The organism is Saccharopolyspora karakumensis (genome assembly GCF_004349225.1).
GTDB lineage: Bacteria > Actinomycetota > Actinomycetes > Mycobacteriales > Pseudonocardiaceae > Saccharopolyspora > Saccharopolyspora endophytica.
Window position 1 is genome coordinate 1 of sequence record NZ_SMLA01000008.1, and the last position, 22,502, is coordinate 22,502.

Genomic DNA, 22,502 nt, shown 5'->3' on the forward strand with positions numbered 1-22,502 from the left:
CCATGTGCGATTAGCGTGCGTAGGACAGCGTGGCGACGATGTCGCGGAGGTGGCAGGGGTGGCCGCGGTAGCGGTGGAGGGTCTTGTAGGTGGTTTTGAGTGAGGAGTTGGCGTACTCGCCGAGGTAGGGGAGGGCGCTGTGGAGGGCGTTGTGGGACTGCTCGTCGATGGTGATTTGACCGTCTTTTGGCTTCTTGAAAAGGGGCGTGAAGGTGTCGGGTTCGCCTTCGTAGCCGAGGTCGGCTAGGGCTGCGGCACGATCCGCGCGAGCAGTTCGGGGTCGGCGCGGGTGGCACTCTTGTTGTGCTCGCGGCCGGGCCGCACATCGGAGATCCACAGTGGCCATCCGCCTGGAGCGGAGACAACCTGAATGTTCCCATCGTGATGGCGGTGCTTGCCGCTCCACCACAGGCCCACCCCGCGGGTGGGCCCGGGATGACGATCCGGTCGGTGTGGATCAGCGCGCCGTCCACGATCACATGCGAGTGACCGGCTGCCTTTGGCCGCCAGCAGGGTAGGACAGAGGTATTTGCTTCGTGAGCAAGGGTACTTGCCGCATTAATCGTGACCTGTCTACCCGTCAGCGACGCGCGGCGAAAACTGCGCGAAACCGCTTGTGGACTTGCCACCGCGACTTCTGCCCTGGGGATAGCACGAAAAGATCGCCGGCCTGCAACTCGACCGTCTCTCCGTCGGAGAAAGATACAGTTGCGTGCCCGCAAACGACGTGCACAATCTCATCCGCCTCCACATCGTCGATCGTACCTTCGGTCAGCTCCCAAATGCCACCCCACGCATGTTCTTCGGGGTCGCCCCAGAGCACTGCGGCGGATGCTCGCGGTTTTCCTTCCAGCAGTCGGCAGGGGTCTACGGCGTACTCACGAACAGGCTCACGAAGTGGATCAATCATCGCGTCAATTCCTTTCGTCAAACCATTACTGGCGGATGGTTTCCTAATCCTGAGGCGACCGCTCCCTACAGGAGACAAGCTGATTGAGGTGCCCTAGCGCTAGAAAGAGGATCTGAAGCCAAATTAAATCTTGAACAGTCACCCTGGGAGGGCACTCATGCTGCATCTAATATCGGTTAGCTGTGCCTCGCGGCGAGCCACGCCCCCCGCGAGGTACCAGAAGATGCCAGGACAGGACCTAGGTCGGAGCCGCTAGTTCAGCGCTCAGCCAGCACGGACGAGTCGGCCTCGGTCTGTCGCTCGCCTACGGCGGCATTGAGGAGACCTGCGATCTCTTCAATGCGAGACCTGAGTTCGTCCGCCGGCGTGGTCTCCGAACGCCAGATGTACTCCGCGATGCCACGCCTTGCGCCGCAGTAGTCACTTAGACCGTGTTCGAGCTGCGTTCGTAGAGCGGAGTCGTATCCGTGACGGTCATACCCAGCCTCATTGCCCGAGGCGATTGGTACCAGATGGATGGTGAGCCCTTCAAGTCCGCCTGAATCTTCGACATCGGCATCATCGGGACCCACAGCGTGACCGAAGGCCCACCCGTTCGAAAATACGCGATCGATCCAGCCCTTGAGCAAGGCTGGCATGCTCCACCACCACACGGGGAAAACCAGCACCAAGTGCTGTGCGCGCTCGATGCGCGTTTGCTCGACGACAACATCAGGCGGATAGTTGGCGGAAGCCAAATAGGCCGCTCGATCCTGGTTGGTGAACCTGGGGTCGAATCCCTCGGCGACGAGATCTCCAAGTTCGGCAGTGTGCCCAGCGCTTGCAGAGTTGGCCGCGTGAACGAGCTTCCTGGCCACGTGCTGGGTAAGGGAATCGGGGTCGGGGTGGGCGACTACGACAAGGGTGTGCAACTTCAAACCTCAACTTCCGGTCGATATTCCAAAGAGCGGAAACCACGTATGAACGAAACTGGTGCGAGCGTGATCACCGACGGCGGCTAAATGAGACAGCGATTGGCCATAGGCTCAAGACCTGGGACCGCGCCGTGTTAGGCAAGTGTCAGGAAATTTAAGTCGTCCTATTTTACTCGGCGCGCTACGAATGTTACCACCGTTTGACAGAATTCGATGCTGTGAGGTTGAGCCACGACTTCGGCGCAACATCCTTCCAATGGCACCACAGATCAGGTGTCACCTATCGGTGCAGCAGACCGCGCTCGTAAACTCACCGTCCGGATTGCACAGCACCGTTTCGAAGCCTTCACGACTCCTGCACGCCTGTGGACCTTGCATCGGTGTCCCTGCCACTCGTGAAGCAGTTCTTCATGTACCCCCGTCCGAGGGGGCCATAGCGACATCCCTAACCACGGGCGCCTCCGCCCTCAGGTTGTGGCGGGATGGGGAATCTTGAAGGGAAGCAGCGCTCCGGCGTCAACGACAGCATTTGTGCCAGTGACGTATCGGCTGTCGTCGCAGGCCAGGTACAAGACCGTCTTGCTGACATCGCTTGGCTCCAAGAACGGCACAGGAAGCGCGTTCAATCCCTGCATAGCGGGGAGGGCGTCCTCGAGCCGATTGCCTGTGCCCCCGCTGAATAGGGAGTAGAACTCCTCGTGCATGATCATTGGTGTGTTCACGGCGGTTGGGCAGACAGTGTTGACCCGCACCGAGTGCGGTGCGAGCTCGACTGACAGGTTTTTCATCAACCCGATCACGCCATACTTCGACGCTGAGTAGTGCCCGATGTTGGTCTCTGATGCCAGGCCGACCATGGATGCGGTGAGGATGATCGACCCGCCCTCGCCTTGCTCCAACAGCGTTGGAACGGTGGCCTTGATCGTGTGCCAGGCGCCGCCGACGTTCACCTCCCATTGGTCACGGAACTCCTGCTCGGGGATCTCCCAGAGAGGTCCGAGCCCGTTAATAGTGGCTGCGTTGGCGACAACAACATCCAAGCGTCCGAAGAGGTCCATTCCACCGTCAACTGCACCTTTCACCGCATCCAGATCGCGGATGTCCGCTTGCTGGACGTGGATCTTGCCGCCAGCCTCTTCGACGAGCCGAACCGTTTCCTCAAGATCGTTCGGGGTCGACATAGCATAAGGAACTGTGTCGATCTGCTGGCAGATGTCGATGCCGATGATCGCGGCACCTTCTCTAGCGAGAGTCAGTGCATGCGAACGTCCCTGGCCACGGGCAACCCCCGTGACGAATGCCACCTTGCCGTCAAGTTTTGCCATTGTTCACTCCTTCTGTTGATAGGCATGACTCAAGTGAGCTCTCGGAATCCGGCGTCGACGGGCAGGTCAACTCCGGTGATGTACCGCGCTGCATCGGAAGCGAGCCACACGACAGCGTTAGTGATGTCCGAGGCTTCGATCAGGTCGACCGGGAGCATGTTTCCAGTTTCATTTTCAAGCATTTCCGGGTTGTCCGCGAACCACTTGTCGATCGCGGGATTCTGGATCATGTGCGTGGCTACGCCCGTGGGAGCGACTGAGTTGACACGGATTGAGTGCGACGCCAGTTCGTTGGCAAAAGTGCGCGTCAAACCCACGACTCCATGTTTGCTGGCCGTGTAATCCGCCATCGAACGCAAGCCACGACGAGCCGCGGTCGAACTGGTGATGATGATGGCTCCCCCTCGACCCGCTTCGATCATGATCGGTGCCGCCGCGCGGATCGTGTTGAAGACGCCCGTGAGGTTCGTTCCCACGACCTCTTCCCAGCGCGCGTCGTCGATCTCAAGGCTGCTAAGTGGCCCGAACGAGTAAGTCCCAGCGTTCGCGATAACCACATCGAGCCCACCGAGTTTACGACTCGCAGTCTCCACGAACTTCGTCAGCGCGGCACCATCGCGCACGTTCACCTCCTTTGTCAGCACCTGAGCACCGAGAGCGCGGGCCTCCTTCGCGGTTTGCTTCAGCTCGTCGGAGGACCCCATAGCGAAAGGGATCTCTGGCGCGTCGGCACACCGGTCGACCAGCAGGAGGTCTGCCCCATCTTCGGCGAAGCGCAGTGCGTGGGAGCGCCCCTGGCCACGCGCAGCGCCGGTGATGAGCACTACCCGCTCGCTCATGCTGTTCCTCCGTTCATGTTGGGCTTGGAGCCTGGCACGGCTCCGACGGCGACGAAATCGCAATGCGCGCGATCTGACATCGAACCTCCTGTTTGTGTAATGATTTCAGCGGCTAGGCTGCGGGAGGGGCGCCGAGCTACGGCTCTGGACGTCCTGCGTCACCGTCACGCGTCCGGCGTTGTTCCGAAGGCTGAAGCGAGTGCCGGGACCGGCACACTGGGGGTGCGGCTTGGGTGTCCTTGCGCCTTGAACGACTCGGGGACGATGCCGTCGAGTTCGGCCTTCACGATCAGGGCCATCAGGGGCGAATGCCAGCGCGCCATGGGCAGAGATCCCTCGAGGATCCAGAGTCCTGGCTGGACGGTGGGCTTGAGGATGTTATTGAGCTCACCGTCGTTGCCGAATCCCCAGATCGGACCGAGCTTGTCGGCGACCTCGTCTCCGAAGAGCCTCCTCACTCCTTCAGCAAGGGGTCTGTACGCCGTTGCGAACACCACTGCGTCAAACGCCTGGTGGTTTCCGTCTTCAAGAACAATGCCCTCGGCGTCGAACTTTGCAAGGTCGTCGTATTTGAGGACCTTGATGTCGCCGCTGGCAATCGCATTTGAGGCCCCGACGTTGAGGTAGTAGCCGCCCTTCGAGTTGCTCAGGTAGTGGTAGTAGAATCCGGTGTCGTCTCGACCCGCCCATACCTCAAGGCCAGCATTCCTGAGCTGTGTGTGGAGGTCACTATCTGCCTCGTTCGCAAACTTCTGGTAGCCGATGAAGGCCTCGCGCATCTGATGATAGACGAAGCCGGCTTGGAACCGGATGTCAGTGAGGTCAACCGGAATCTCGCGGTTGCGGTAGTCCCCGTACAGCACTTCAGCGGTAGGCAGGTCTACGACGATGAGCGGCCCACGCTGAACCAGCGTCGCCTGACCGCCGTTACGGACGATGTCGTGCGCGAAGTCGTGAGCCGATGTCCCCGATCCGATGATGAGGACATTCTTGTTCTTGTATTCGCGGCCGTCAACGAACCGCGACGAGTGGATCTTTTCGCCTCGGAAGGTATCCATCCCTTCGATCTCTGGGACGTTCGGAATGTCACTACCGCCGGTGGCCATCATTACGTGCTTTGGATGCAGCGTGCTCACCGTGCCGTCTTCTCGATGCAGGGAGACTGTCCACTCCCCCTTGGGCTCGTCGTAGGTACCACCCACGAACTCGGTGCTGGTCCAGATGTTCAGGTCGAAGCACGAGGCGTAGGTCTCGAACCAGTCGGCCATCTTGTCCTTAGGCAGGTATTCGGGGAATGCATCGGGGTAGGGCATCAGCGAGAAGTGCAGCATGTTGTGCGGCTGGTGCAGCATGAGCGATTCGTACCGGGACCGCCAGGCATCGCCAACCGCGGGCTGTTTGTCCACAATGAGAGTATCGACCCCGAGGCGGCCGAGGTTGGCAGCTGTCATCAGCCCAAACTGTCCCGCACCGATGATCAGGACCTCAGGGCTGCGCTCAGCGAACTCGCAGCGCTCCTTGCGGTGCTCGCGCCAACGAGTGGTGGGATGCTCGACATCGAATCGCCCGAGCGGCGGCCACACAGGGGGTGCCTCGTGGAGCGACACCAAGCGAGTGAAGAGGGTGCGGGCTCGCGCGGTGTTGTCGACGCCATCGAGAGTGAGCACCGCGTAGCCGTCTGCCTCACCGGCAGCAGTCGAGAAGCGGAAGAACACCTCCACAGTGGCTGGTGTCCCAACTTCGCTGATGATCGCGGGGCCAGGACGCTCGCCGTCGACCTGAAACCCGGTCGGCCGGATGTCGTCAACCACCGCGCTAAGCAACTCCGCGATGGCCTGGTTGTCGTGCGCCTGACGTAGATTCCAGGTGAAAGCCAACAGATCGCGCCACCCAGCCGAGGTCTCGAACAGTTCCTGCAAGTCCTGCTCGGAGCCGGCGACGAGAGCATCCTCGAATGCCGAAAGCCAGGCGCGTGCAGCGTCTCCTGCGTTGGCTTCAGCGGTACTCACTTCGGAGTCGAGAGCCGTCATCACACGTTCCCTTTCCTTCTGCCGTGAGCGTTGCCGTCTCGCGGATCGGTTGGTGATACACGGCATATTAGGTCTGTGGACTGCACTCCAACTTGCTGCGCGACGCCAGACATGCGGGCGTTTTGTGCCACTGCTGGTCGCTACGCGGTGAGCGTTCCCACGCCGCGCGGTCCGGCGTGTCGGAAGCTGTCGCATGTGACGGGTGAAAGCCGGGTCGATGCCGCGATCTATGAGACCGTGGCGCTCACACGAGGGTCGCGCAATCACAGGGCCGATAAGAGGAGCTTTGGGACCTGGTCAAATGCGATACGAGCTGTACTCGGTGATACCACGCCTTGTTCTGCAGTATTGCCCCATGTGCGATTAGCGTGCGTAGGACAGCGTGGCGACGATGTCGCGGAGGTGGCAGGGGTGGCCGCGGTAGCGGTGGAGGGTCTTGTAGGTGGTTTTGAGTGAGGAGTTGGCGTACTCGCCGAGGTAGGGGAGGGCGCTGTGGAGGGCGTTGTGGGACTGCTCGTCGATGGTGATTTGACCGTCTTTTGGCTTCTTGAAAAGGGGCGTGAAGGTGTCGGGTTCGCCTTCATAGCCGAGGTCGGCTAGGGCTGCGGCACGATCCGCGCGAGCAGTTCGGGGTCGGCGCGGGTGGCACTCTTGTTGTGCTCGCGGCCGGGCCGCACATCGGAGATCCACAGTGGCCATCCGCCTGGAGCGGAGACAACCTGAATGTTCCCATCGTGATGGCGGTGCTTGCCGCTCCACCACAGGCCCACCCCGCGGGTGGGCCCGGGATGACGATCCGGTCGGTGTGGATCAGCGTGCGTAGCGACGAATCTGCGGCGTCGTCCTGATCGGGTCTAGTACGGCAGCCGCACAGTGAGATCTTGACTGGTGAGGTGTGATCATGGGTGCGGCCCACCGCGTGATCAACTTCAAGGTGTGTTGGAACTCGAAGAAGACGCGGTGGCCGCGTCGCCAAGGGTAGTCGGTGATCGTCGCGGGCGGTGAAAGGCGGGGTTTGATGAGATGTTCGCGCTGGTCGCGGGGCGTTTCGCGCAGGCGGACTCGCGTCGCCGGGCCCGGTGGTATGTGCTGGGGCTGCTCTCGGGTGCTGAGCGCAAGAACGCGTGGACGTTGGCCGAGCAGGCCGGGGAGCTGTCCCCGGATGGTATGCAGCGGTTGCTCAACTTCTACCGGTGGGACGCCGATGAGGTCCGTGATGATCTGCGCGCCTACGTTCTCGGCCATCTTGCTGATACCAGTGGTGTGGTGGTGGCCGATGAGACGGGTTTTCTGAAGAATGGCGGCAAATCGCCGGTGTGCAACGTCAGTATTCCGAAACCGCGGGCAGGGTCGAGAACTGTCAGTTCGGTGTGTTTTTGACCTATGTTTCGGCCCAGGGCCGGGCGTTGATCGACCGGGAGCTGTATCTGCCCGCGTCGTGGACCGGTGACCGCCAGCGTTGCGCCGAGGCCGGGATCGACGATGGCGTCGAGTTCGCGACCAAACCCAACTGGCGCAGCGCATGCTGCAACGCCTGCTGGACTCCGGCGCCGACATCGGCTGGTTCACCGCGGACGAGGCGTACGGGGACAACCCCGGTCTACGGGTCTGGCTGGCCGAGGTGGGTCTGAACTACATCATGGCCGGGTCATGCGATCAACGGTTCGACATCCCGTCCGGGCGGGTACGCGCCGACGAACTCGCCCGGACCGCTCCTTGTCAGGGCTGGCAACGCCTCTCGGCCGGTGAAGGCAGCAAGGGGCATCGGCTCTATGGCTGGTTGTTGATCGATTTCCGGCGCCAGCGAGCACATGCTGCTGGTGCGTCGCTCGATCAGCAAACCCAGCGAGCTGGCCTACTACATCTGCCACACCAGCACACCGGTACCGGTCGCTGAACTCGTTCGGATCGCCGGATCCCGTTGGGGCGTCGAGGAAACCTTCCAGTTCGCCAAGAACGAGACCGGCTTGGACCACTACCAAGTTCGCAAATACGACGCCTGGTACCGCCACATCACTCTATCCATGCTCGCCGCCACGTTCCTCGCCGAAAAAAGCGGGGCTTCCCTTGGGAAGCCCCGCTTTTCGTGGTCCGCCCACGCCGAACGAATCCGCGATCACACCCTCAAAAAGGGGCACTCGCAACCGACGACGAGCATCTTACGGGCACTTCATGGCGGCCTGTTTATTAGTTACGTGGGGAAGTGTCCGCGTGCCCGCACAGCGCGGCGGTAGCGGGAGTTCAGTGATTCGAACGTCTCAACCGCGAGAACCGCCGACGTACCGAAGTGGTCGGGATCTTCCCTGACCGAGGCTCGCTCATCCGATTGGTCGGAGCTGTCTTGGCCGAGCAGAACGGCGAAAAGGCCGACGGGCGCAGCTACATCGGACTGGACGTTCTGGCCAAGAGCAGGCTCACCCTGATCACTACCAACAACCCGGAAGAGGACACCCCAACTGCCGGCGCTATCAGCACATAGCCGGCATCAACGACGGATCACCGTCGTACACCACGCCGAGGGACTTGACCGCCCCGGCCAGCGGGAACGCCGGACAGGGCCTCGTTTGCTTTGTCCAACCGGCATCCGGTCGGACCCGCTGATCTGACCGCTGCGCCTGGTCTGGCGAGCCGGCGCAGGTTTTGCTGACCGCCGAGCTCTTCCAGAACATGGCCGGCGTCTGAGATCAGGCGGTGTGGCGGTGCAGATTCTCGGTCACGACTCCAACGGCCTTGCGCGAACTACTGAGCGCGCCCTCCATCCAGGTGCGCCAGACCGAGTCGTCGACGTCCGTCCCGGCAAAGACGATGCGGTCTTCCGGCTCGTTCATCACCGTGAGGAACTCGAACGCCTCACCCGGACGGTCGATTCGATAGGTGCCGTCTAACAGCGGGTCGGCGCCGAAATCGTGGAAGTCGACCTCCACGACCTCCGCGGATGGGAAGTACTCGCGGACCCAGTCCTGGACCCGTTCGCGGTCTCGCGGGTCGAAGTCCATGTGGTATTCGCTGGAGAAGCCATACACGATCTCGGTGCCGTCGCCCAGCTCCTTGCCTGAGCAGATCATGTGGAAGCCGCGGCTGCCCATCGCGAACGGTCGGGGAGCCAGGTTGCGCACCCTGATCGCGCACTTGATCGCTCGACTCATGTGGTTCTCCGCCACCATCTTCACCTTCCCCAGGCTCAAGGAGGGCATGAAGTCGATGTGCCTGATCACGTTCGACGGGACCGCCACGATGCACTCGCGGGCATCCAGCGCCACGCCGTTGTCCGCACGCACCGTCAGGCCCGTCGTGCCCCGCTCGACCGCGACCGCTCGGTGCCGGAACAACACCTCGACTCCAGAGTCGGCGACCATCGCCTCCAGCAACACGTGGAGTCCGCCCACGAAACGTTCGGTGAGGGCACCGTAGAACGCGTCCGGTTCGTTCCCCAGGGCGGCGACCTGAGAGAGGAAGCTGAAGACCGAGAGCGCTCCGGGATTCCATCCTCCGTAGACGACGACCATGGCGTCGAGAAGATCCCGGGTGGCAGCGGGCAGGTCGAGGGGTGCGAAGAAATCGTCAACAGAGATGTCGAGGTCGCGGACCGGCACGCTGGTGACCGCGTGTCCCGGGGTGAACCGTAGAGAGGCGTCGCGCAGGCGGGTCAGGGCCCGCTGGAGGTCTGGGATCTCCCGCGCTGGAATCGGCACCGATCGCAGGACCCCACCGGTGTGGAACGCCGAGCACCCCGGGTCCGAGTCCTCTTTCAGGGCGATGCCGTAGCGACTGATCTCGTTCCGGATCAGCGGCTGCATCGAGGTGTTGACCCACGTGCCACCGAAGTCGACCGAGACGTCGGGCAGCCCCTTGAACGGACGGGCGAAGATGCGCCCGCCGAGACGGTCGGAGCCCTCGAGCAACACCACCGAGTGTCCGCGGTCGCGGAGATCTCGAGCCGCGGAAACGCCTGCCAGACCCCCACCGATCACCGCGACGTCGTACGTCTTGTCCAGATCCGTCATGTCATATCACTCCTCGTCGTGTGCGGATCCGAGGGCAGTTCGTGAAGACCGGGCATCCACGGATCGAGTGCCGAAACGGTAGGTCGGCACGACCGCCCCGACTTGTCGTTGGTCGCCAGGCACACGACTGTTTCTGTCTCTTTGCGGACGCCCTACGTCGGCGGCGCCGCAGACACCGCTGCCTGTCGAGGAATGCCTACAGGCTGGCTCTGGGCATCAAGCCGCGGAGCATCGGCGAACCTACGCTCCCCGCACGGATGGTCGACCACGACGCGTGGGCAGGCTCGGCCGAATCAGTGGGCCACCCGTCGCATGTCTTTGGGTGGTGACCTGCCGACGATAAGGAGCTGACATGAACAAACCGAGTGGCCCCCTGCTGCGAGAGCTCGAGCTGATCAACGCAGCCGACTGCACGACCGAGGAGGGCCTGGAGCAGCTGGTCGACCAGATCTGCGCGCTCTTCACCGAGGACGTCGAGCTCGCCGACCTCACCACGACGGAGACCGTCAAGGGGCAGGCCCAGATGCGGGAGTACTGCACGGCGTACTTCGGCTCGCTGACGAACATGCGAATCGACATCGAGGGGATCTTCGACTCGCAGAACGCCACGACCATGCTGCTCCGGATCTCAGGTGACCACACCGGCGAGCTGCTGGGAGTCGCACTGACGGGACGTCGGATCTCCTACCCCGCGGTCGTCGTCATGCAGCTGAACGAGGACAACACCAAGATGCGCCACGAGACGATGGGATACGACACCGGACTCATCCTGCGACAGATCACCTGACGGGCTGCCGCTGCGGCACCGTCCGCAGCGCGTCGGCGTCCGCGGACGCGGCCTCGGGCCGAGGGTTCGTGAACGTCGACGTCTTCTGCATTTCACGAGAGGCCTGGACGGCCCGGTCCGCGACGACGCGGCCTCACGCGAGCTCTAGAGGGAGTCCTGGAGTCGGGGGTCTTACTGGTGCTCGAGCCGGTAGCGCTTCGGGCCGACGCCGTATTTCGCCCTGAACGCCCGGCTGAACACCTGCAAACTGGAAAAGCCCAGCTGGCTTGCGATGAAGCTGACGGACTGGGTCTGGTACGCGCGCGAGAGCATCATCCGGCGGGCCTCCTCCAGCCGCATGTCCCTGATGATCGCCGCAGGGGTGGTGCCGAACTTGGCGAAGATGCGGTGCACCGACCGTCCCGACATGAAGAAGTTCTCGACGAGGGAGTCCGCCGACAGGTCCGGATCGTCGATGTTGCGCTTGATGAAGCGGACCATTTCGTCGTACTGCTGCCGCCACCGGTCGGCGGGACCGTTCGGGGAGGTGAGCTCGAGCGCCGCGGTCACCAGGAGGCAGGCGATGCCGTCGGCAAGGCGGGCCGCACCGAACTCTGACACGCCCTCCTCCATCTCGTGGAGGCCGAGCAGAGCGGGCGACAGCCACCGCCCGATTGGCGACTTCGCGCTGAAGGTCCGAGCCGTCACCTGCCGCCGCTCGTTCCAGGAGAGGCCCACGCCGTGCTGTGACCATGCGAAGTCGATCAAGCGCGACGCCTTGCCCAAGATCACGGAGTACGGACGCTGGCCCTCGACGAAGACGAAGTCCCCGGCGTTTAGCTCGCACGACCGCCCGTCCTGAACCACGAGCGCCTGGCCCTCGACGATCATGGTGACGAAGAGGTCCTCGGACGGATGTTGCTTGGCCAACGACGCCGTCCGCTGATAGAACTGCGGACTGATCCGGAGCTCGACGGTCTGGAGCCGGTCGAGCGATCGACGGATCAGGACGCCCTTGAATGGCTGCTGCGTTCGGGCCATGACGTCGAGGCCGCCGTAGACCTCGCGGATGACGTCGGCCCACTCGCGCGGACTCTGCGCCTCGATGGACTCTGTGCCTCCGGCGCCCCGCCCGGAGGCTCCCGCTTCCGGATGGTTTGCACCGGACAGCGCGGTGTGGCGGGTGGACGACATCTGACTCCCTTCTCCGGACGGCCGGATCATCATTCTCGCTGGGGAGGAGACGCGACCCCCGCTGTCGCGCCCGGATGCGGTCGTGTCGCGTGGAGCGGTGAGCCACCACGCCCCACCCGACACGTCCCTTGCGGTCATTCGCCCTGGCGACCGATGAGCTCGTAGATCGTCGGATCCTTGCGTCGCCACCACACGGCGAGAAGGCCACCTGCCGCCGCTACGACGCCCGCACCGATCAGCACCATCCGCGCGAGACCGACGTCACCGACGAGGTCGCCCAGGTGGACGGTTGCGAGCCAAAGTACGGCCCCCAGCCCGAGAGCCGAGAGGAGCGGAGCGCCCACGGACGGCCAGCGACCGACGCCAGTCGGCGGGACGCGGCGGAAGAACGCAATGATGGCCGCGCTGGTCGTGGCCCACAGCAGCAGGATCCCGTAGCCGCCGAGCCCGAGGAGGACCGCGTAGGTCTTGACGGGGTCGGCGTCCGCGAGCACCGGTGTCAAAAGGATCGCCAGGATGCCGGCGCCGCTGACGAGACTCGCCACCACCGGGCTACCGTGGCTCTCGTTGATCCGGCCCAGTGCGGCGAATACGACGCGGTCGCGGCCGAGCGAGTAGAGGTACCGGGCAGCGATGTGCTGGACTGCCAGGGTGCATGCGATGGCGCTGGTGAGCAGCAGGAGGCTGGCCGCGTCGCTGGCCACGCTACCGACGTACTGCCGCATGGAGCCGAAGACCGTGCCGGTCGGGTCAGCCGCCCCGGTGGCCAGGCCACCGCCGAATCCCTGACCGACGACGTAGGCGTAGGTGGTGACGCCGTACATCAGCGACAGGATGACGAGGAACAGGGAGGTCGCGCGTGGCACGGTCCGCTGCGGGTCTCGGTCTCCTCACGGAAGACCTGCAGCGACTCGAAGCCCGTCATGCACATGGCCACGAACAGCATCCCGAGCGTGACCGATCCGTCGAAGACGTGGCTGAACATGGGTACCGCGCGGCCGTCGGATCCGCCGTCGCCGAACATCCGCAGGTTCCACGTCGCGACGATCGCGACCTCGAGCAGCATCGCGACGCCCAGGACCTTGGCCGATACCTCGACGTTTAACAAGCTCAGCGCGACCACGACCGCCCATCCCACGAGCGCCCACAGCCACCACGGACCCGAGTCCTCGATGCCGAGCACGGTCCCCGCGAAGTCACCCGCGCCCACTCCCATGAGCGTGAAGGTCCCGGCTCCGAGCCCGAGGTAGGTCAGCGTCGCGAAGAAGCCAGCTGCCAGGCCTACGGGGCGTCCTAGGCCCCGCGCGATGTAGCTGTAGAAGGCGCCAGGCTTCTCCATGCGTGTGGCCATCGCGTTGAGGCCCACCGAGAAAACGAGCAGCAGCACACCCATGGCGGGGAAGAGCAGGGGCGAGCCCAGACCGTTCTCGAATCCGGCGATCACCGGGATGAACCCCGCGACGACCGCCAGTGGAGCGTTGAACGCCAGAGCGGTGAACATCAGCTCGACCGTCCCCATGCTGCCCCGCAGCCGCGAGTCGGTGCCTCCGGACGTGATAGGGCCAGGTGTCCTGGCCCTCAACTGAAGTGTTGGGCACGATGAACTTCCTTCTTGCCGGGGCGAAATGCCGCCCGGGCGTCAACAGGCGGTGGCAGTGGGCGTTCCGGCCGGACGGATGCGACCCGAGACACTCAGCCCTCCGGTCGGTTCGGAGACACGGTCGACCGCGTGGTTTCGTGGCCGGGGATCGGCCAGTGTGACTGATGTCTCGACGCAGGAACGGGTCTGCAGACTGGTCCGTCATTGCCAGCTTCTTCGCATTCCCAGCCACGGCTGGGGCCTCGCAAACCTGGCCACGTGGTCGGAACTCTTCACGGTCGAAAGTCGTCGTGAGGTACCACCGTAACGGGTGGGAGGGTTCCCTCGAGGCGCATCACTGCGGGCTTGCCCTCCGTCAGTGGCAGCCATTGAGCTTTTTCCACTTGGCTCGGTAGGGCCTCGGCGCTGGTGCGGCCGGGTGTGTGGACACGGGTGAAGCTCCTGGTGCCGAGTCGACCGCAGGAATTGAGTCCAGTGTCGACGTTATGGGTGAGGGAACCAGGGTTTGGATGGGCGCTTACGAGGGGGGTGCGCAACTTCGGACAAACATTTCGGGCTCGATTCCAGGACGGCGCCGTGCTGGATAGTCTCGAGTCGTTCGAAACTTCGTGCTTTAGTCCTCGCGTCAAGAATGTTGCTGCCCCGCTTGACAGAAATACCGCGAGGTGGATTCTTAGCGGATCACGAATGGGTTCGCGGTGGGGGCGCCGGTGTTGACCCAGACGGTCTTCGTCTCCAGGTAGTCGTTGATCGCCGCGATGCCGTTCTCCCGGCCGAGACCGGATGCCTTGAAGCCGCCGAACGGTGCGAGGTAGCTGAGGGCGCGATAGGTGTTCACCCATACCGTGCCGGAACGGATCTGATGGCTCACCCGGATCGCCCGGCCGAGGTCCCGCGTCCAGACGCCCGCTCCGAGGCCGTGGCGGCTGTCGTTCGCGAGGCGAATCGCTTCCTCCTCGTCTCGGAACGGGATGACTGCAAGTACCGGACCGAAGACTTCTTCCTGGGCGATCCTCATCTGGTTGTCGACTCCCGATAGAATGGTCGGTTCGACAAACCAGCCGTCACCACACTCCGGCCGTAGGGCTGGCCCACCACCCAGCGCGACCTGTGCACCTTCGCCCTGCGCGATCTCGATGTATTGCAGCACCTTCGCGTACTGGGGCCTCGTCGTGATCGGACCAACCTGGGTGGTGGCGTCGAGCGGATCCCCCATGCGGGCGGTGGAGGCGAGCTGGACGACCTCGGCCAGCAGCTTGTCATGGATCTCTTCCTGCACCAGGAGCCGGGAGCCGGCGATACATGTCTGCCCCGACGCGGCGAAGATTCCGGCCACGACGCCGTTCACCGCGGAAGGGAGGTCGGCGTCGGCGAATACGATGTTCGGCGATTTCCCGCCGAGCTCGAGCGCAACGTGCTTGAAGTCCCGGCCCGCAGCCTCGCCGATCTTGCTTCCAGTGGCTTCTGAGCCCGTGAAGCTGACCTTGCTGATCCCGGGGTGGTTCACAAGTGGCTCACCGACGTCCTGGCCGAGACCGGTGACGACGTTGAAGACGCCGTTCGGGAGTCCGGCTTCGCTGAAGAGCTCGGCCATCCGGACCGTCGAGGCGGAAGTGAACTCCGAGGGTTTCGCTACTACTGTGCAGCCTGCGGCAAGGGCCGGGGCCAGCTTCCAGGACAGCAGCATGAGCGGCGAGTTCCAGGGCGTTAGGATTGCGACGACTCCGACCGGTTCTCGGCGGGTGTAGGTGAAGAACCCGGCCTTGTCGATCGGTGGCACGGTTCCTTCTACCTTGTCGGCCAAGCCCCCGTAATAGCGGTACCACGCCGGCAAATACGCGGTCTGGGCGCGCATCTCAGCGACAAGCTTTCCGTTGTCTCTTGTCTCGAGCTCGGCCAACCGGCTCGCGTGCCCCTCCAGCACGTCGGCGATCCGGTACAGGAGCAGGCCGCGCTCGCTCGCGGTCATACCCGCCCACTGCTCACTCTCCAGTGCGTTCTGGGCAGCTGTGACGGCGTGATCGACATCGTCGAGGTTGCCTTCGGCCACGGACGCCCAAGGCTTGCCACGGTACGGATTATCCGTGTCGAACCATCTACCGCTGGAGGGAACGGTCGACTTTCCGTCGATGAAGTGGTTGTACCGAATCATGATGTCCCATCTTGGACTTGGAGGACGCCTTGCTTCGATCAAATCGGGAGCCCGACACGAACGTCAGAAACCCGTGTCAGGTGGTCAGGGGACTCCCGTCGACCGGCCCGACAAAGACTCCGCCTTGACCCCGTCAATAGTCCCCGCACCAGTTGCTAATTCGCCCCGTCGCCGGGCCGGGCCGAGATGGGGGACTCCTTGGAAAGCGGCCCTGTTAAGGCTCGATAAGATGCTACGAGCGACGCCAGGGGGCCGACTTGTCGGTCAGCGTCAGCTGGCTGGGTCATGCGTGACACCTTGGAGTGCATGGGTCGCCCCGAGAAACAATGCAGTCGTACTGAACTTGTGAGGTGTGTCAAGGATCTTGGACGGTCCTCGGTGGGTTTCCTCAGGCCGCGGTCGCGGTGAGGTGGTCTCGGTGTGTCTCGCGGGGGTGCGGTAGCAGAGGCTGCTGTGGAGTCGTTTCCGGTTGTAGAAGACTTCGATGTAGTCGGCGACGGCGAAACGCGCGTGAGTCCGAGTGGGGAACATTTCTCGGTGATACATCGCGTTTTTCAGGGTGGCGAAGAACGACTCGGCAGCCGCGTTGTCCCAACAGACCCCGGTACGTCCAACACTGGTTCGGATCTGATTGTCCTTGCAGAAACGGGAAGACTCTCCGGAGGTGTATTGCGTGCCGCGGTCGGAGTGAAACACCGCTCCTGGTCGTAGGTATGCGTGGGTGATCGCCATGTCAAGGGCGTCAACGACCAGGCTGGTGCGCATATGGTCGGCCAGCTGCCACCCAACGACCATCCGTGTGGCCAGATCGATCACGGTCGCGAGATACAGCCACCCTTCATCGGTTTTGAGGTAGGTGATGTCGCCGACCAACCGCAGACCCGGCGCATCCGCAGTGAACTCGCGGCCGATCAAATCCGGGCTATGCAACCGCTCGTCGCCGGGCACGGCGGTGCATTTGTAGGCTCGCGGCTGGCAACCGGCCAGCCCGAGTTTGCGCATGAGGTCGGCGACAAGTCCGACACTGCACGCGTGGCCTTCGCGGTTAAGCTGGGCGGCGACCCGGCGACAGCCGTAGGCTCCCCGCCCGTCGGTGAACACCCGGGCGATGTGAGTGCTCAGCTCGCGGCGGCGGGCCTGGGTGGTCGTCTCAGTGACCACCCGTTGGCGCCAGGCATAAAACGACGAGCGTGGCACCCCGAGTAACCGGCACATCTAGGTGATCGGATAGTGGGCCTTCTCCGCGTCGATGACCGCGCAGCGTTCGGCTACTGAGACGTCTGCCGAAGAAGGCCGCGCCTTAGATTCAACCGGTCAAGGCAACGGCTTCTGCGGGGGTGCGGAAGCCGAGGCATTTACGGGGTCTGGTGTTGAGCTTGGTGGCGATCGCGTCGAGATCGGTCTGGGTGAACGTCGTGAGGTTCGTGCCCTTGGGTAGGTATTGGCGCAGCAGCTTGTTGGTGTTCTCGTTCGTGCCGCGCTGCCAGGGGCTGCGTGGCGCGGCGAAGAACACGTCGACGCCGGTAACGGCGGTGAGCTGCTTGTGCTCGGCCAGTTCCATTCCCCGGTCCCACGTCAGCGTGCTGGATAGCCGTGGATCCAGCCGGGCGTAGGTCTCGATCAACTCGGGAAGGACAACCGTGGTGTGACGGCTGGAGAGTTTCACGATCACGAGGTAGCGTGATTCGCGGTCCACCAGTGTGGCGACTTGGCTGTTGTTCGCTCCGATCACGAGGTCGCCTTCGAGGTGTCCGAGCTCGCTGCGGTTCTCGGCGGTGGCCGGCCGTTGTTCGATCGGACGGGCGTCGATGATCTGGACCGCCATTGACCTTTGACCCCGTGGCGCTTGTTCTTCCGGATCGGCCGGCCGGTGCGCAGCCGCTTGCACAACTCCTTCGGGATCACCTTCCAGCGGGTAGTGTAGATTGACCGGTAGATCGTCTCGTGGCTGATCGCCATCGCCGGATCGTTACCGTGATGTCGGCGCAGGTAGCCGACGATCTGCTCCGGTGACCATTCCTCACGCAACAGAGCCATAACTTCGTTTCGCAACGCGGACTTACGTGCCAGCAAGCACCTTTTCGGTCGGCGAGCTTGCTCATGCGCGCGTTCCTGTGCAGTGGTGGCCCTGTAGGCGTCACGGCCACCGTTCTTGTTAACTTCCCGGCTGATCGTCGACACCGCGCGATACAAGGAAGTCGCAATCGCTCGAAACGAACAGCCGGCGCTCAAGCCACGCGAAATCTCTTCTCTCTCAAGAAGTGTCAGCGAGCCGGCCCGATGCTTCCAGGGCTGCGGAGCGATACCACCATGGTGCTTGAGGACGGTAAACACCGAGCCCGGAGGTTTGCCGATCGCCCGGGAGATGACACTGATCCCCGGCCGCCCCACCTGCGCCACGCGCCTCTCCTCAATCAGCAGTGTTGCACCGACCCGTTGAATCTAAGGCGGCTTTTTTCAGAAACTCGTTTCCATCCGCAGCCGGCGGATCTCGTCTTCCATCTCCGCCACGCGGGCTCGTTCGGACGGGCTCACCGGCTGCGCAGAACCGGGGTTCTCCCGTCGCCACGCGTTGACCCAGTTGGCCAGCGTGCCCGCGTTGATCTCCAGGTCCCGGGCGACCTCGGCGACCGGCTTCTCGGTCTCGATCACCATCTGCACAGCCTCAGCCTTGAACTGAGCACTGAACCTCCGACGCTGCGGGCATGCACACATCCTCTCAAACGAGAGGCCCTGTCCAAGATCCTTGGTACACCCCATTGCCCGAGGCCGAGTCGCTTAGTACCTCCACGCCTCCACGCCCCGGGCCGAGCGGATCGCGAGAGGTCTGGCAGCCTCGCCGGCCACCCACTTCCGCGCGCCCTTGTTTGGTGAAAGGCCCTACCGACCGCCGAGGGTGTCGGGGAATGCCTTGCATGGCATCGAAGCGCCTGCATCAAAAAAGGTACGCTTATGTCAGTGACGTAGCCACGAAGTCACTGGCCAGATTGAGATGCGCATTTGCTGTCGGTCTAAAAGCTTGAGGGAGATGGTTGACATCCGGGCTTGTTGATCACCGAGAGTCCCCTTGAGTGAACCTACGTTGGACCGCGAGGTGCGTCGGCGCATCGCGGTCCTTCGTCATTTCGTGGAAGTGTCCGCCAACGTTGCGGTGACGTGCCGGTACTACGGGATCAGCCGGCCGACGTACTACAAGTGGCTACGCCGTTACGAGGCCAATGGTGTCGATGGGCTACGCGGTCAGTCCAGGCGGCCGCAGACAAGCCCGAACGCCACCCGCGCCGACGTTGTGGACAAGAACATCCACCTTCAAGGCAACTACCACTTCGGGCCGGCTAAGATCGCCATGTACCTGCAGCGCTACCACGACGTGGACATCAGCGTCTCGACAGACTGGTGTATGCAGCACCGCCTGGACATGGGTCGGCTACCTGCATCGCAGCGTTTCCAGCGACATGACAGGCGCTGAAAACGCTAGGAGTAGCAGTGTCCCGGGCATCAGGTATAACTCGACGTCAAGTTCGTCGAGCCATTGCCCAAGGCCGATAAGCCCAGGGTGTCGCTCAAGCCGGTCGGGCGGCGAAGCAAGTGCTCGGCAGAAGACCCAAGCCAAAGCCTCGGGTGAAGCCGATGTCCCGCAGCCGCACAGTGTCGTAGGCGCACTTTCAGGTCGCTTCCACCGGAACTGTCGGCGCCCCGCGCGGGAAGGTCCAGCGAATTGCGCCGACGAGCCCACCATCGTAGCGACATACGGAGCTGCTACTGGTGGCTATCCCGGTACTGCTTCGGGCCGACCCCGTACTTGGTGGTGAACGCGCGGCTGAAAACTTGCAGGCTCGAGAACCCGCAGTGGCTGGCGATGAAGCTGACGGACTTCGTGCGATGTGAGTGCGACAACATCATCCGTCGAGCTTCTTCTAGACGCATGTCCCGGATGGCAGACGCGACGGTCGTGTCGAACTTCGCAAACAACCGGTGCACCGACCGCGTCGACATGAAGAAGTTCTCGGCGAGAAAGTCGGCTGTCAGCTCGGTCTCGTCGAGGTTGCGTTCGATGAACTTGATCATCTGGTCATACTGCGGGCGCCAGCGGTCGGTCGGATCGTCCGGTGACGCCAACTCGAGGGCTGCCGTTACGAGGAGGTCCGAGATTCCGTCGGCAATTCGGACGACTCCAGCTTGCGAGACTCCCTCATCCATCTGGTGGAGGCCGATCAATGCAGGGGAAAGCCAGCGTCCCAGTGGGGACGCTGCCCTGAAGGCTCTGGCTGTCACTGACTGGCACTCGCTCTCCGAGAGACCGATGGCGTGCCGCGGCCAAGCGAAGTCGATCAACCGGGATGACGTCTCATAGATTGCGGAATACGGGCGACTGCTCTCGACGAAGGCGAAGTCTCCAGGACCCAGTGTGCACGAGCGGCCGTCCTGGACGACGAGCGCCTGTCCCTCGGTAATCATGGCCACGAAGACGTCGTCGCTTGGATGGCTCTCCACCATCGAAGCCGTTCGCCGGTGGGTCTGAGGAGTTAGCCGCAGCTCAAGGGTATGAAGCCGGTCAATCGAACGACGGACCATCGCCCCCGCGCACGGCTGCTCACTCTGCGTCACGACCTCAAGGCCGCCGTAGACGTCCCACATCACGTCGGCCCACTCCCGGGGGTTCTGTGTCTCGACGGTCCCCACGGCGCTGCGCGCTGCTGCCTCGCGCATCGGAGACCAGGTCCCCGCGATCGGCTTCGCGGCTCGCGTTATACGTGTCATGGATCCTCCTGTGACGCACCCCACAGTCAATATATGCGCTGGCCGTCAGAATGCGAGGGCTGTCTGGAAAAATCCCGCTGCGCGGGTCCTATCCAGCGACAGTCAGATTGTGGTGCGGGCGAGGCTCGTCTGACCGAGCGATCCTGCTTCTCTAGGGTGCGGGATAGATGGTCCAACCTCGACCCTGGATGAGGAACTCTTGCTGCCGCCGAGCGGCCACCCAGCTGTCCACCCACCCGGAGCGTTCGAGGCTGGCGAACCTTATTAGAGGCTCGCTGGTGATAGCGACCGTGCCGCGCGAGGCCTCCGCACGCGCCACCGCCACCTCCCGGTCGGGATGGACGCCCTGAACGCCGGTGGGCCTGATCGGGACCGGCAGCGAAATGTATTGACCGATCACAGTCGTCCTCATCGCACGCACCGGCTGGTGGTCGGCGACGTGCGGCGCCAGCTCGAGCTCGGCGAAGGCGGCCGGGGATGTCCTCGATCGTCGGACCGCGCTCGGAGCGGGGGCCAGGGCGCTGTACACCCGGGCCTGCAGCCGCTCGCGGGCGCGTTGTTGAGCAACCGCCACCGGCTCGAACCAGGGGTTCTGCTTCCAGGGATTCCTCAGTGACTCGGGGCTTCTTCGTGCTCATCGCGACGGGTCCTCCCTCGTGGGTGGGACGAAGCCTGCCAGCGGGTTATCGCCACAGGCTGAGACCTGTGGTCCGCGACACAGTAACGACACTCGGTGCAGAAATATACCCCTTGACATCTGCTAGCTTGCCGAACGTGACGAGCCTTGCGACGTCGGCCGGCCTCCGACCGCCAGCCACGACGCAATCGCGGCAGCCGCCTTCACTCTCTTTCGAATGCAAGGGTTTCGATGAAACGACGAATGCCGACATCGCCACGGAGGTGGGGTCAGCCGTCGCATGCTCTTTCGCTATTACCGCTCGGAGAACGACATCCTCTGGGGCCGGTTCGACCTCAGCCTGACCGCCTTCGAGGAAGCCCTCGCCGCCCTACTGGCAGAGACCCCTAACCGACGCCATCACCAGGCAGTCCTCGACTTCAACGACTTCCCGACGACGCCATGCCGTCGCCGGGAGCCCCCGGTTTGCTTGCACACTCCGAGCTCCGGTACGCCGTTGGCGTGACCTGATCGCACACTACGTGTCGGACGACTGGACGTGGGGGTCACCGTCCCGCGCCGGTCACCCTGGGTACGGAGACGGAATGACCCAGGTGGTGCCCGCGACGAACTCCCGTGGCGAGGTTGGCCAGGCCTTTGTGGACGCCGCGACGAGAATGCCGCAGCCCGTGGCGTGCTGAGACCAGGATATTGAAAGCCCTTGCCCTAGAGGAGGGCCTGCCCGCTCTAACTCGGTCGTGAAGGCATCCTCGTCCCATGCGGCGAGATCGCGGAACAAGGCGTATTGCTTGGCCGTCTGCGGACCCTCGCAACCGGCTTGATCGACTGCGGAAGCGGCGCGGTGGCCACGACTTGCAGACGCTCCTCCCGATCCGCGTGTCGACCGCGGTTCGTGGCGATCAATCTTTCAGTCCAGACTCCGGTTGCGATGACCGTCTTGTCGACCAGGAATTTCCCGTCGGTGGTTTCGACGCTGAGGATTGTGTCGTGCGAGTAGATCAGGCGACACCGTAACGCCGGCCACCACTTTGGTTCCATGCGCGATCGCTCCTCGAAGAGCGCGTTTACGACGGTCGGAGTGTTGATCAGTGTGTCGTTGGCGCAGAAGCTGGCGCCGAGCTCGTCCGGCGTGATCGAGCCGACCATTTCACGTACCTCAATGTTGCCGATCAAGCTCATGTCCAAACGATCGCGCCTGCGGTTCTCAACGAACTGTTCGAAGGGCCAATATGGGCGCGCGCACGACCTGCCGACCCTTTTCGTTCTCGATATCTTCGTCATTTGCTCGGCAAAGAACCCGATAGCCACCGTCTCGGCCTTCGCAGGACGTGCCGCGATGCGCACGATCGAGTCCGCGAGCAACCAGAAGG

General features: G+C 63.3%; 22 protein-coding genes and 4 pseudogenes. 5 read left to right on the plus strand and 21 right to left on the minus strand.

Going from position 1 to position 22,502, the window contains the following annotated elements:
* Nucleotides 1-10 precede the first annotated feature (10 nt).
* The 9 genes and pseudogenes from E1202_RS32055 to E1202_RS32930 form a co-directional block, all read right to left on the minus strand.
* A complete protein-coding gene (locus E1202_RS32055; RefSeq protein WP_132681883.1) occupies nt 11-346 on the minus strand; it encodes a transposase family protein in 336 nt (111 codons plus the stop codon).
* A pseudogene (locus E1202_RS32925) lies at nt 340-417 on the minus strand (hypothetical protein); the annotation flags it as partial. The pseudogene E1202_RS32925 and the gene E1202_RS32055, both read right to left, overlap by 7 nt.
* A gap of 163 nt (nt 418-580) precedes the next feature.
* On the minus strand, nt 581-910 hold the full coding sequence (locus tag E1202_RS07740; protein ID WP_132681884.1) for a cupin domain-containing protein: 330 nt from the start codon (nt 908-910) through the stop codon (nt 581-583).
* Nucleotides 911-1,167: 257 nt separating this feature from the next.
* Nucleotides 1,168-1,821 (minus strand): NAD(P)H-dependent oxidoreductase, encoded by a 654-nt coding sequence (locus E1202_RS07745; RefSeq protein WP_132681885.1) that lies wholly within the window; start codon nt 1,819-1,821, stop codon nt 1,168-1,170.
* A gap of 470 nt (nt 1,822-2,291) precedes the next feature.
* Nucleotides 2,292-3,149, minus strand: a complete 858-nt coding sequence (locus tag E1202_RS07750; RefSeq protein WP_132681886.1) for a mycofactocin-coupled SDR family oxidoreductase — start codon at nt 3,147-3,149, stop codon at nt 2,292-2,294.
* A gap of 29 nt (nt 3,150-3,178) precedes the next feature.
* Nucleotides 3,179-3,988: a mycofactocin-coupled SDR family oxidoreductase gene (locus E1202_RS07755; protein ID WP_132681887.1), complete on the minus strand. Its 810-nt coding sequence runs from the start codon at nt 3,986-3,988 to the stop codon at nt 3,179-3,181.
* A gap of 164 nt (nt 3,989-4,152) precedes the next feature.
* Complete coding sequence (locus tag E1202_RS07760; RefSeq protein WP_165943774.1) at nt 4,153-6,018, minus strand: flavin-containing monooxygenase; 1,866 nt, start codon at nt 6,016-6,018, stop codon at nt 4,153-4,155.
* 363 nt (nt 6,019-6,381) lie between these two features.
* Complete coding sequence (locus E1202_RS32060; protein ID WP_132681883.1) at nt 6,382-6,717, minus strand: transposase family protein; 336 nt, start codon at nt 6,715-6,717, stop codon at nt 6,382-6,384.
* A pseudogene (locus tag E1202_RS32930) lies at nt 6,711-6,788 on the minus strand (hypothetical protein); the annotation flags it as partial. The pseudogene E1202_RS32930 and the gene E1202_RS32060, both read right to left, overlap by 7 nt.
* Nucleotides 6,789-7,041: 253 nt before the next feature.
* On the opposite strand from E1202_RS32930, the pseudogene E1202_RS07770 reads away from it, so the two are divergent.
* From E1202_RS07770 to E1202_RS07775, 3 genes and pseudogenes are all read left to right on the plus strand, one after another.
* Nucleotides 7,042-7,915, plus strand: a pseudogene (locus E1202_RS07770) (IS701 family transposase).
* Complete coding sequence (locus E1202_RS32935; protein ID WP_408006099.1) at nt 7,830-8,252, plus strand: transposase; 423 nt, start codon at nt 7,830-7,832, stop codon at nt 8,250-8,252. The pseudogene E1202_RS07770 and the gene E1202_RS32935 overlap by 86 nt, the downstream one beginning before the upstream one ends.
* 17 nt (nt 8,253-8,269) lie before the next feature.
* Nucleotides 8,270-8,497: pseudogene (locus E1202_RS07775) on the plus strand (transposase); the annotation flags it as partial.
* A 205-nt stretch (nt 8,498-8,702) separates the two neighbouring features.
* On the opposite strand, the gene E1202_RS07780 reads toward E1202_RS07775, so the two are convergent.
* Nucleotides 8,703-10,022, minus strand: coding sequence for a flavin monoamine oxidase family protein (locus tag E1202_RS07780; RefSeq protein ID WP_132681890.1), 1,320 nt, complete (start codon nt 10,020-10,022; stop codon nt 8,703-8,705).
* A gap of 352 nt (nt 10,023-10,374) precedes the next feature.
* On the opposite strand from E1202_RS07780, the gene E1202_RS07785 reads away from it, so the two are divergent.
* Nucleotides 10,375-10,809 carry a nuclear transport factor 2 family protein gene (locus E1202_RS07785; protein WP_132681891.1) on the plus strand — a complete coding sequence of 145 codons (435 nt, stop codon included), beginning with the start codon at nt 10,375-10,377 and terminating at the stop codon, nt 10,807-10,809.
* Nucleotides 10,810-10,980: 171 nt separating this feature from the next.
* Here E1202_RS07785 and E1202_RS07790 read toward each other — a convergent pair whose 3' ends face one another.
* The 8 genes from E1202_RS07790 to E1202_RS07820 form a co-directional block, all read right to left on the minus strand.
* Complete coding sequence (locus tag E1202_RS07790; protein WP_165943775.1) at nt 10,981-11,982, minus strand: helix-turn-helix domain-containing protein; 1,002 nt, start codon at nt 11,980-11,982, stop codon at nt 10,981-10,983.
* 134 nt (nt 11,983-12,116) lie between these two features.
* Nucleotides 12,117-12,848 (minus strand): APC family permease, encoded by a 732-nt coding sequence (locus E1202_RS32530; RefSeq protein ID WP_132681893.1) that lies wholly within the window; start codon nt 12,846-12,848, stop codon nt 12,117-12,119.
* Nucleotides 12,806-13,483 (minus strand): APC family permease, encoded by a 678-nt coding sequence (locus E1202_RS32535; protein WP_165943776.1) that lies wholly within the window; start codon nt 13,481-13,483, stop codon nt 12,806-12,808. Before E1202_RS32535 ends, E1202_RS32530 begins: the two co-directional genes overlap by 43 nt.
* A 772-nt stretch (nt 13,484-14,255) precedes the next feature.
* Nucleotides 14,256-15,734: an aldehyde dehydrogenase gene (locus E1202_RS07805; protein ID WP_132681895.1), complete on the minus strand. Its 1,479-nt coding sequence runs from the start codon at nt 15,732-15,734 to the stop codon at nt 14,256-14,258.
* A 270-nt stretch (nt 15,735-16,004) separates the two neighbouring features.
* Nucleotides 16,005-16,949 carry an IS3 family transposase gene (locus E1202_RS07810; RefSeq protein ID WP_132681896.1) on the minus strand — a complete coding sequence of 315 codons (945 nt, stop codon included), beginning with the start codon at nt 16,947-16,949 and terminating at the stop codon, nt 16,005-16,007.
* Nucleotides 16,950-17,040: 91 nt separating this feature from the next.
* Nucleotides 17,041-17,559 carry an IS30 family transposase gene (locus tag E1202_RS31705; protein WP_235877845.1) on the minus strand — a complete coding sequence of 173 codons (519 nt, stop codon included), beginning with the start codon at nt 17,557-17,559 and terminating at the stop codon, nt 17,041-17,043.
* A complete protein-coding gene (locus E1202_RS31710) occupies nt 17,463-18,134 on the minus strand; it encodes a helix-turn-helix domain-containing protein (RefSeq protein WP_235877847.1) in 672 nt (223 codons plus the stop codon). The genes E1202_RS31705 and E1202_RS31710 overlap by 97 nt, the downstream gene beginning before the upstream one ends.
* A 57-nt stretch (nt 18,135-18,191) precedes the next feature.
* Complete coding sequence (locus tag E1202_RS07820; protein ID WP_132681897.1) at nt 18,192-18,494, minus strand: transposase; 303 nt, start codon at nt 18,492-18,494, stop codon at nt 18,192-18,194.
* 334 nt (nt 18,495-18,828) lie between these two features.
* On the opposite strand from E1202_RS07820, the gene E1202_RS31320 reads away from it, so the two are divergent.
* Nucleotides 18,829-19,203: a helix-turn-helix domain-containing protein gene (locus tag E1202_RS31320; RefSeq protein WP_268952308.1), complete on the plus strand. Its 375-nt coding sequence runs from the start codon at nt 18,829-18,831 to the stop codon at nt 19,201-19,203.
* 290 nt (nt 19,204-19,493) lie between these two features.
* Here E1202_RS31320 and E1202_RS07830 read toward each other — a convergent pair whose 3' ends face one another.
* From E1202_RS07830 to E1202_RS07840, 3 genes are all read right to left on the minus strand, one after another.
* Nucleotides 19,494-20,444, minus strand: a complete 951-nt coding sequence (locus E1202_RS07830) for a helix-turn-helix domain-containing protein (protein WP_165943779.1) — start codon at nt 20,442-20,444, stop codon at nt 19,494-19,496.
* A gap of 202 nt (nt 20,445-20,646) precedes the next feature.
* Nucleotides 20,647-21,069: an alpha-hydroxy-acid oxidizing protein gene (locus E1202_RS07835; RefSeq protein WP_207918504.1), complete on the minus strand. Its 423-nt coding sequence runs from the start codon at nt 21,067-21,069 to the stop codon at nt 20,647-20,649.
* Nucleotides 21,070-21,858: 789 nt separating this feature from the next.
* On the minus strand, nt 21,859-22,311 hold the full coding sequence (locus E1202_RS07840; protein WP_132681900.1) for an FAD-binding oxidoreductase/lyase: 453 nt from the start codon (nt 22,309-22,311) through the stop codon (nt 21,859-21,861).
* Between the last annotated feature and the right edge of the window lie 191 nt (nt 22,312-22,502).

Coding starts and splice junctions, on each gene's coding strand:
- E1202_RS32055 (WP_132681883.1), bottom strand. CDS start 346: ATGGCCACTGTGGATCTCCGATGTGCGGCCCGGCCGCGAGCACAACAA.
- E1202_RS07740 (WP_132681884.1), bottom strand. CDS start 910: ATGATTGATCCACTTCGTGAGCCTGTTCGTGAGTACGCCGTAGACCCC.
- E1202_RS07750 (WP_132681886.1), bottom strand. CDS start 3,149: ATGGCAAAACTTGACGGCAAGGTGGCATTCGTCACGGGGGTTGCCCGT.
- E1202_RS07755 (WP_132681887.1), bottom strand. CDS start 3,988: ATGAGCGAGCGGGTAGTGCTCATCACCGGCGCTGCGCGTGGCCAGGGG.
- E1202_RS07760 (WP_165943774.1), bottom strand. CDS start 6,018: ATGACGGCTCTCGACTCCGAAGTGAGTACCGCTGAAGCCAACGCAGGA.
- E1202_RS32060 (WP_132681883.1), bottom strand. CDS start 6,717: ATGGCCACTGTGGATCTCCGATGTGCGGCCCGGCCGCGAGCACAACAA.
- E1202_RS32935 (WP_408006099.1), top strand. CDS start 7,830: ATGCTGCTGGTGCGTCGCTCGATCAGCAAACCCAGCGAGCTGGCCTAC.
- E1202_RS07780 (WP_132681890.1), bottom strand. CDS start 10,022: ATGACGGATCTGGACAAGACGTACGACGTCGCGGTGATCGGTGGGGGT.
- E1202_RS07785 (WP_132681891.1), top strand. CDS start 10,375: ATGAACAAACCGAGTGGCCCCCTGCTGCGAGAGCTCGAGCTGATCAAC.
- E1202_RS07790 (WP_165943775.1), bottom strand. CDS start 11,982: ATGTCGTCCACCCGCCACACCGCGCTGTCCGGTGCAAACCATCCGGAA.
- E1202_RS32535 (WP_165943776.1), bottom strand. CDS start 13,483: ATGTTCACCGCTCTGGCGTTCAACGCTCCACTGGCGGTCGTCGCGGGG.
- E1202_RS07805 (WP_132681895.1), bottom strand. CDS start 15,734: ATGATTCGGTACAACCACTTCATCGACGGAAAGTCGACCGTTCCCTCC.
- E1202_RS07810 (WP_132681896.1), bottom strand. CDS start 16,949: ATGTGCCGGTTACTCGGGGTGCCACGCTCGTCGTTTTATGCCTGGCGC.
- E1202_RS31705 (WP_235877845.1), bottom strand. CDS start 17,559: ATGGCGGTCCAGATCATCGACGCCCGTCCGATCGAACAACGGCCGGCC.
- E1202_RS07820 (WP_132681897.1), bottom strand. CDS start 18,494: ATGGGGTGTACCAAGGATCTTGGACAGGGCCTCTCGTTTGAGAGGATG.
- E1202_RS07830 (WP_165943779.1), bottom strand. CDS start 20,444: ATGCGCGAGGCAGCAGCGCGCAGCGCCGTGGGGACCGTCGAGACACAG.
- E1202_RS07840 (WP_132681900.1), bottom strand. CDS start 22,311: ATGAGCTTGATCGGCAACATTGAGGTACGTGAAATGGTCGGCTCGATC.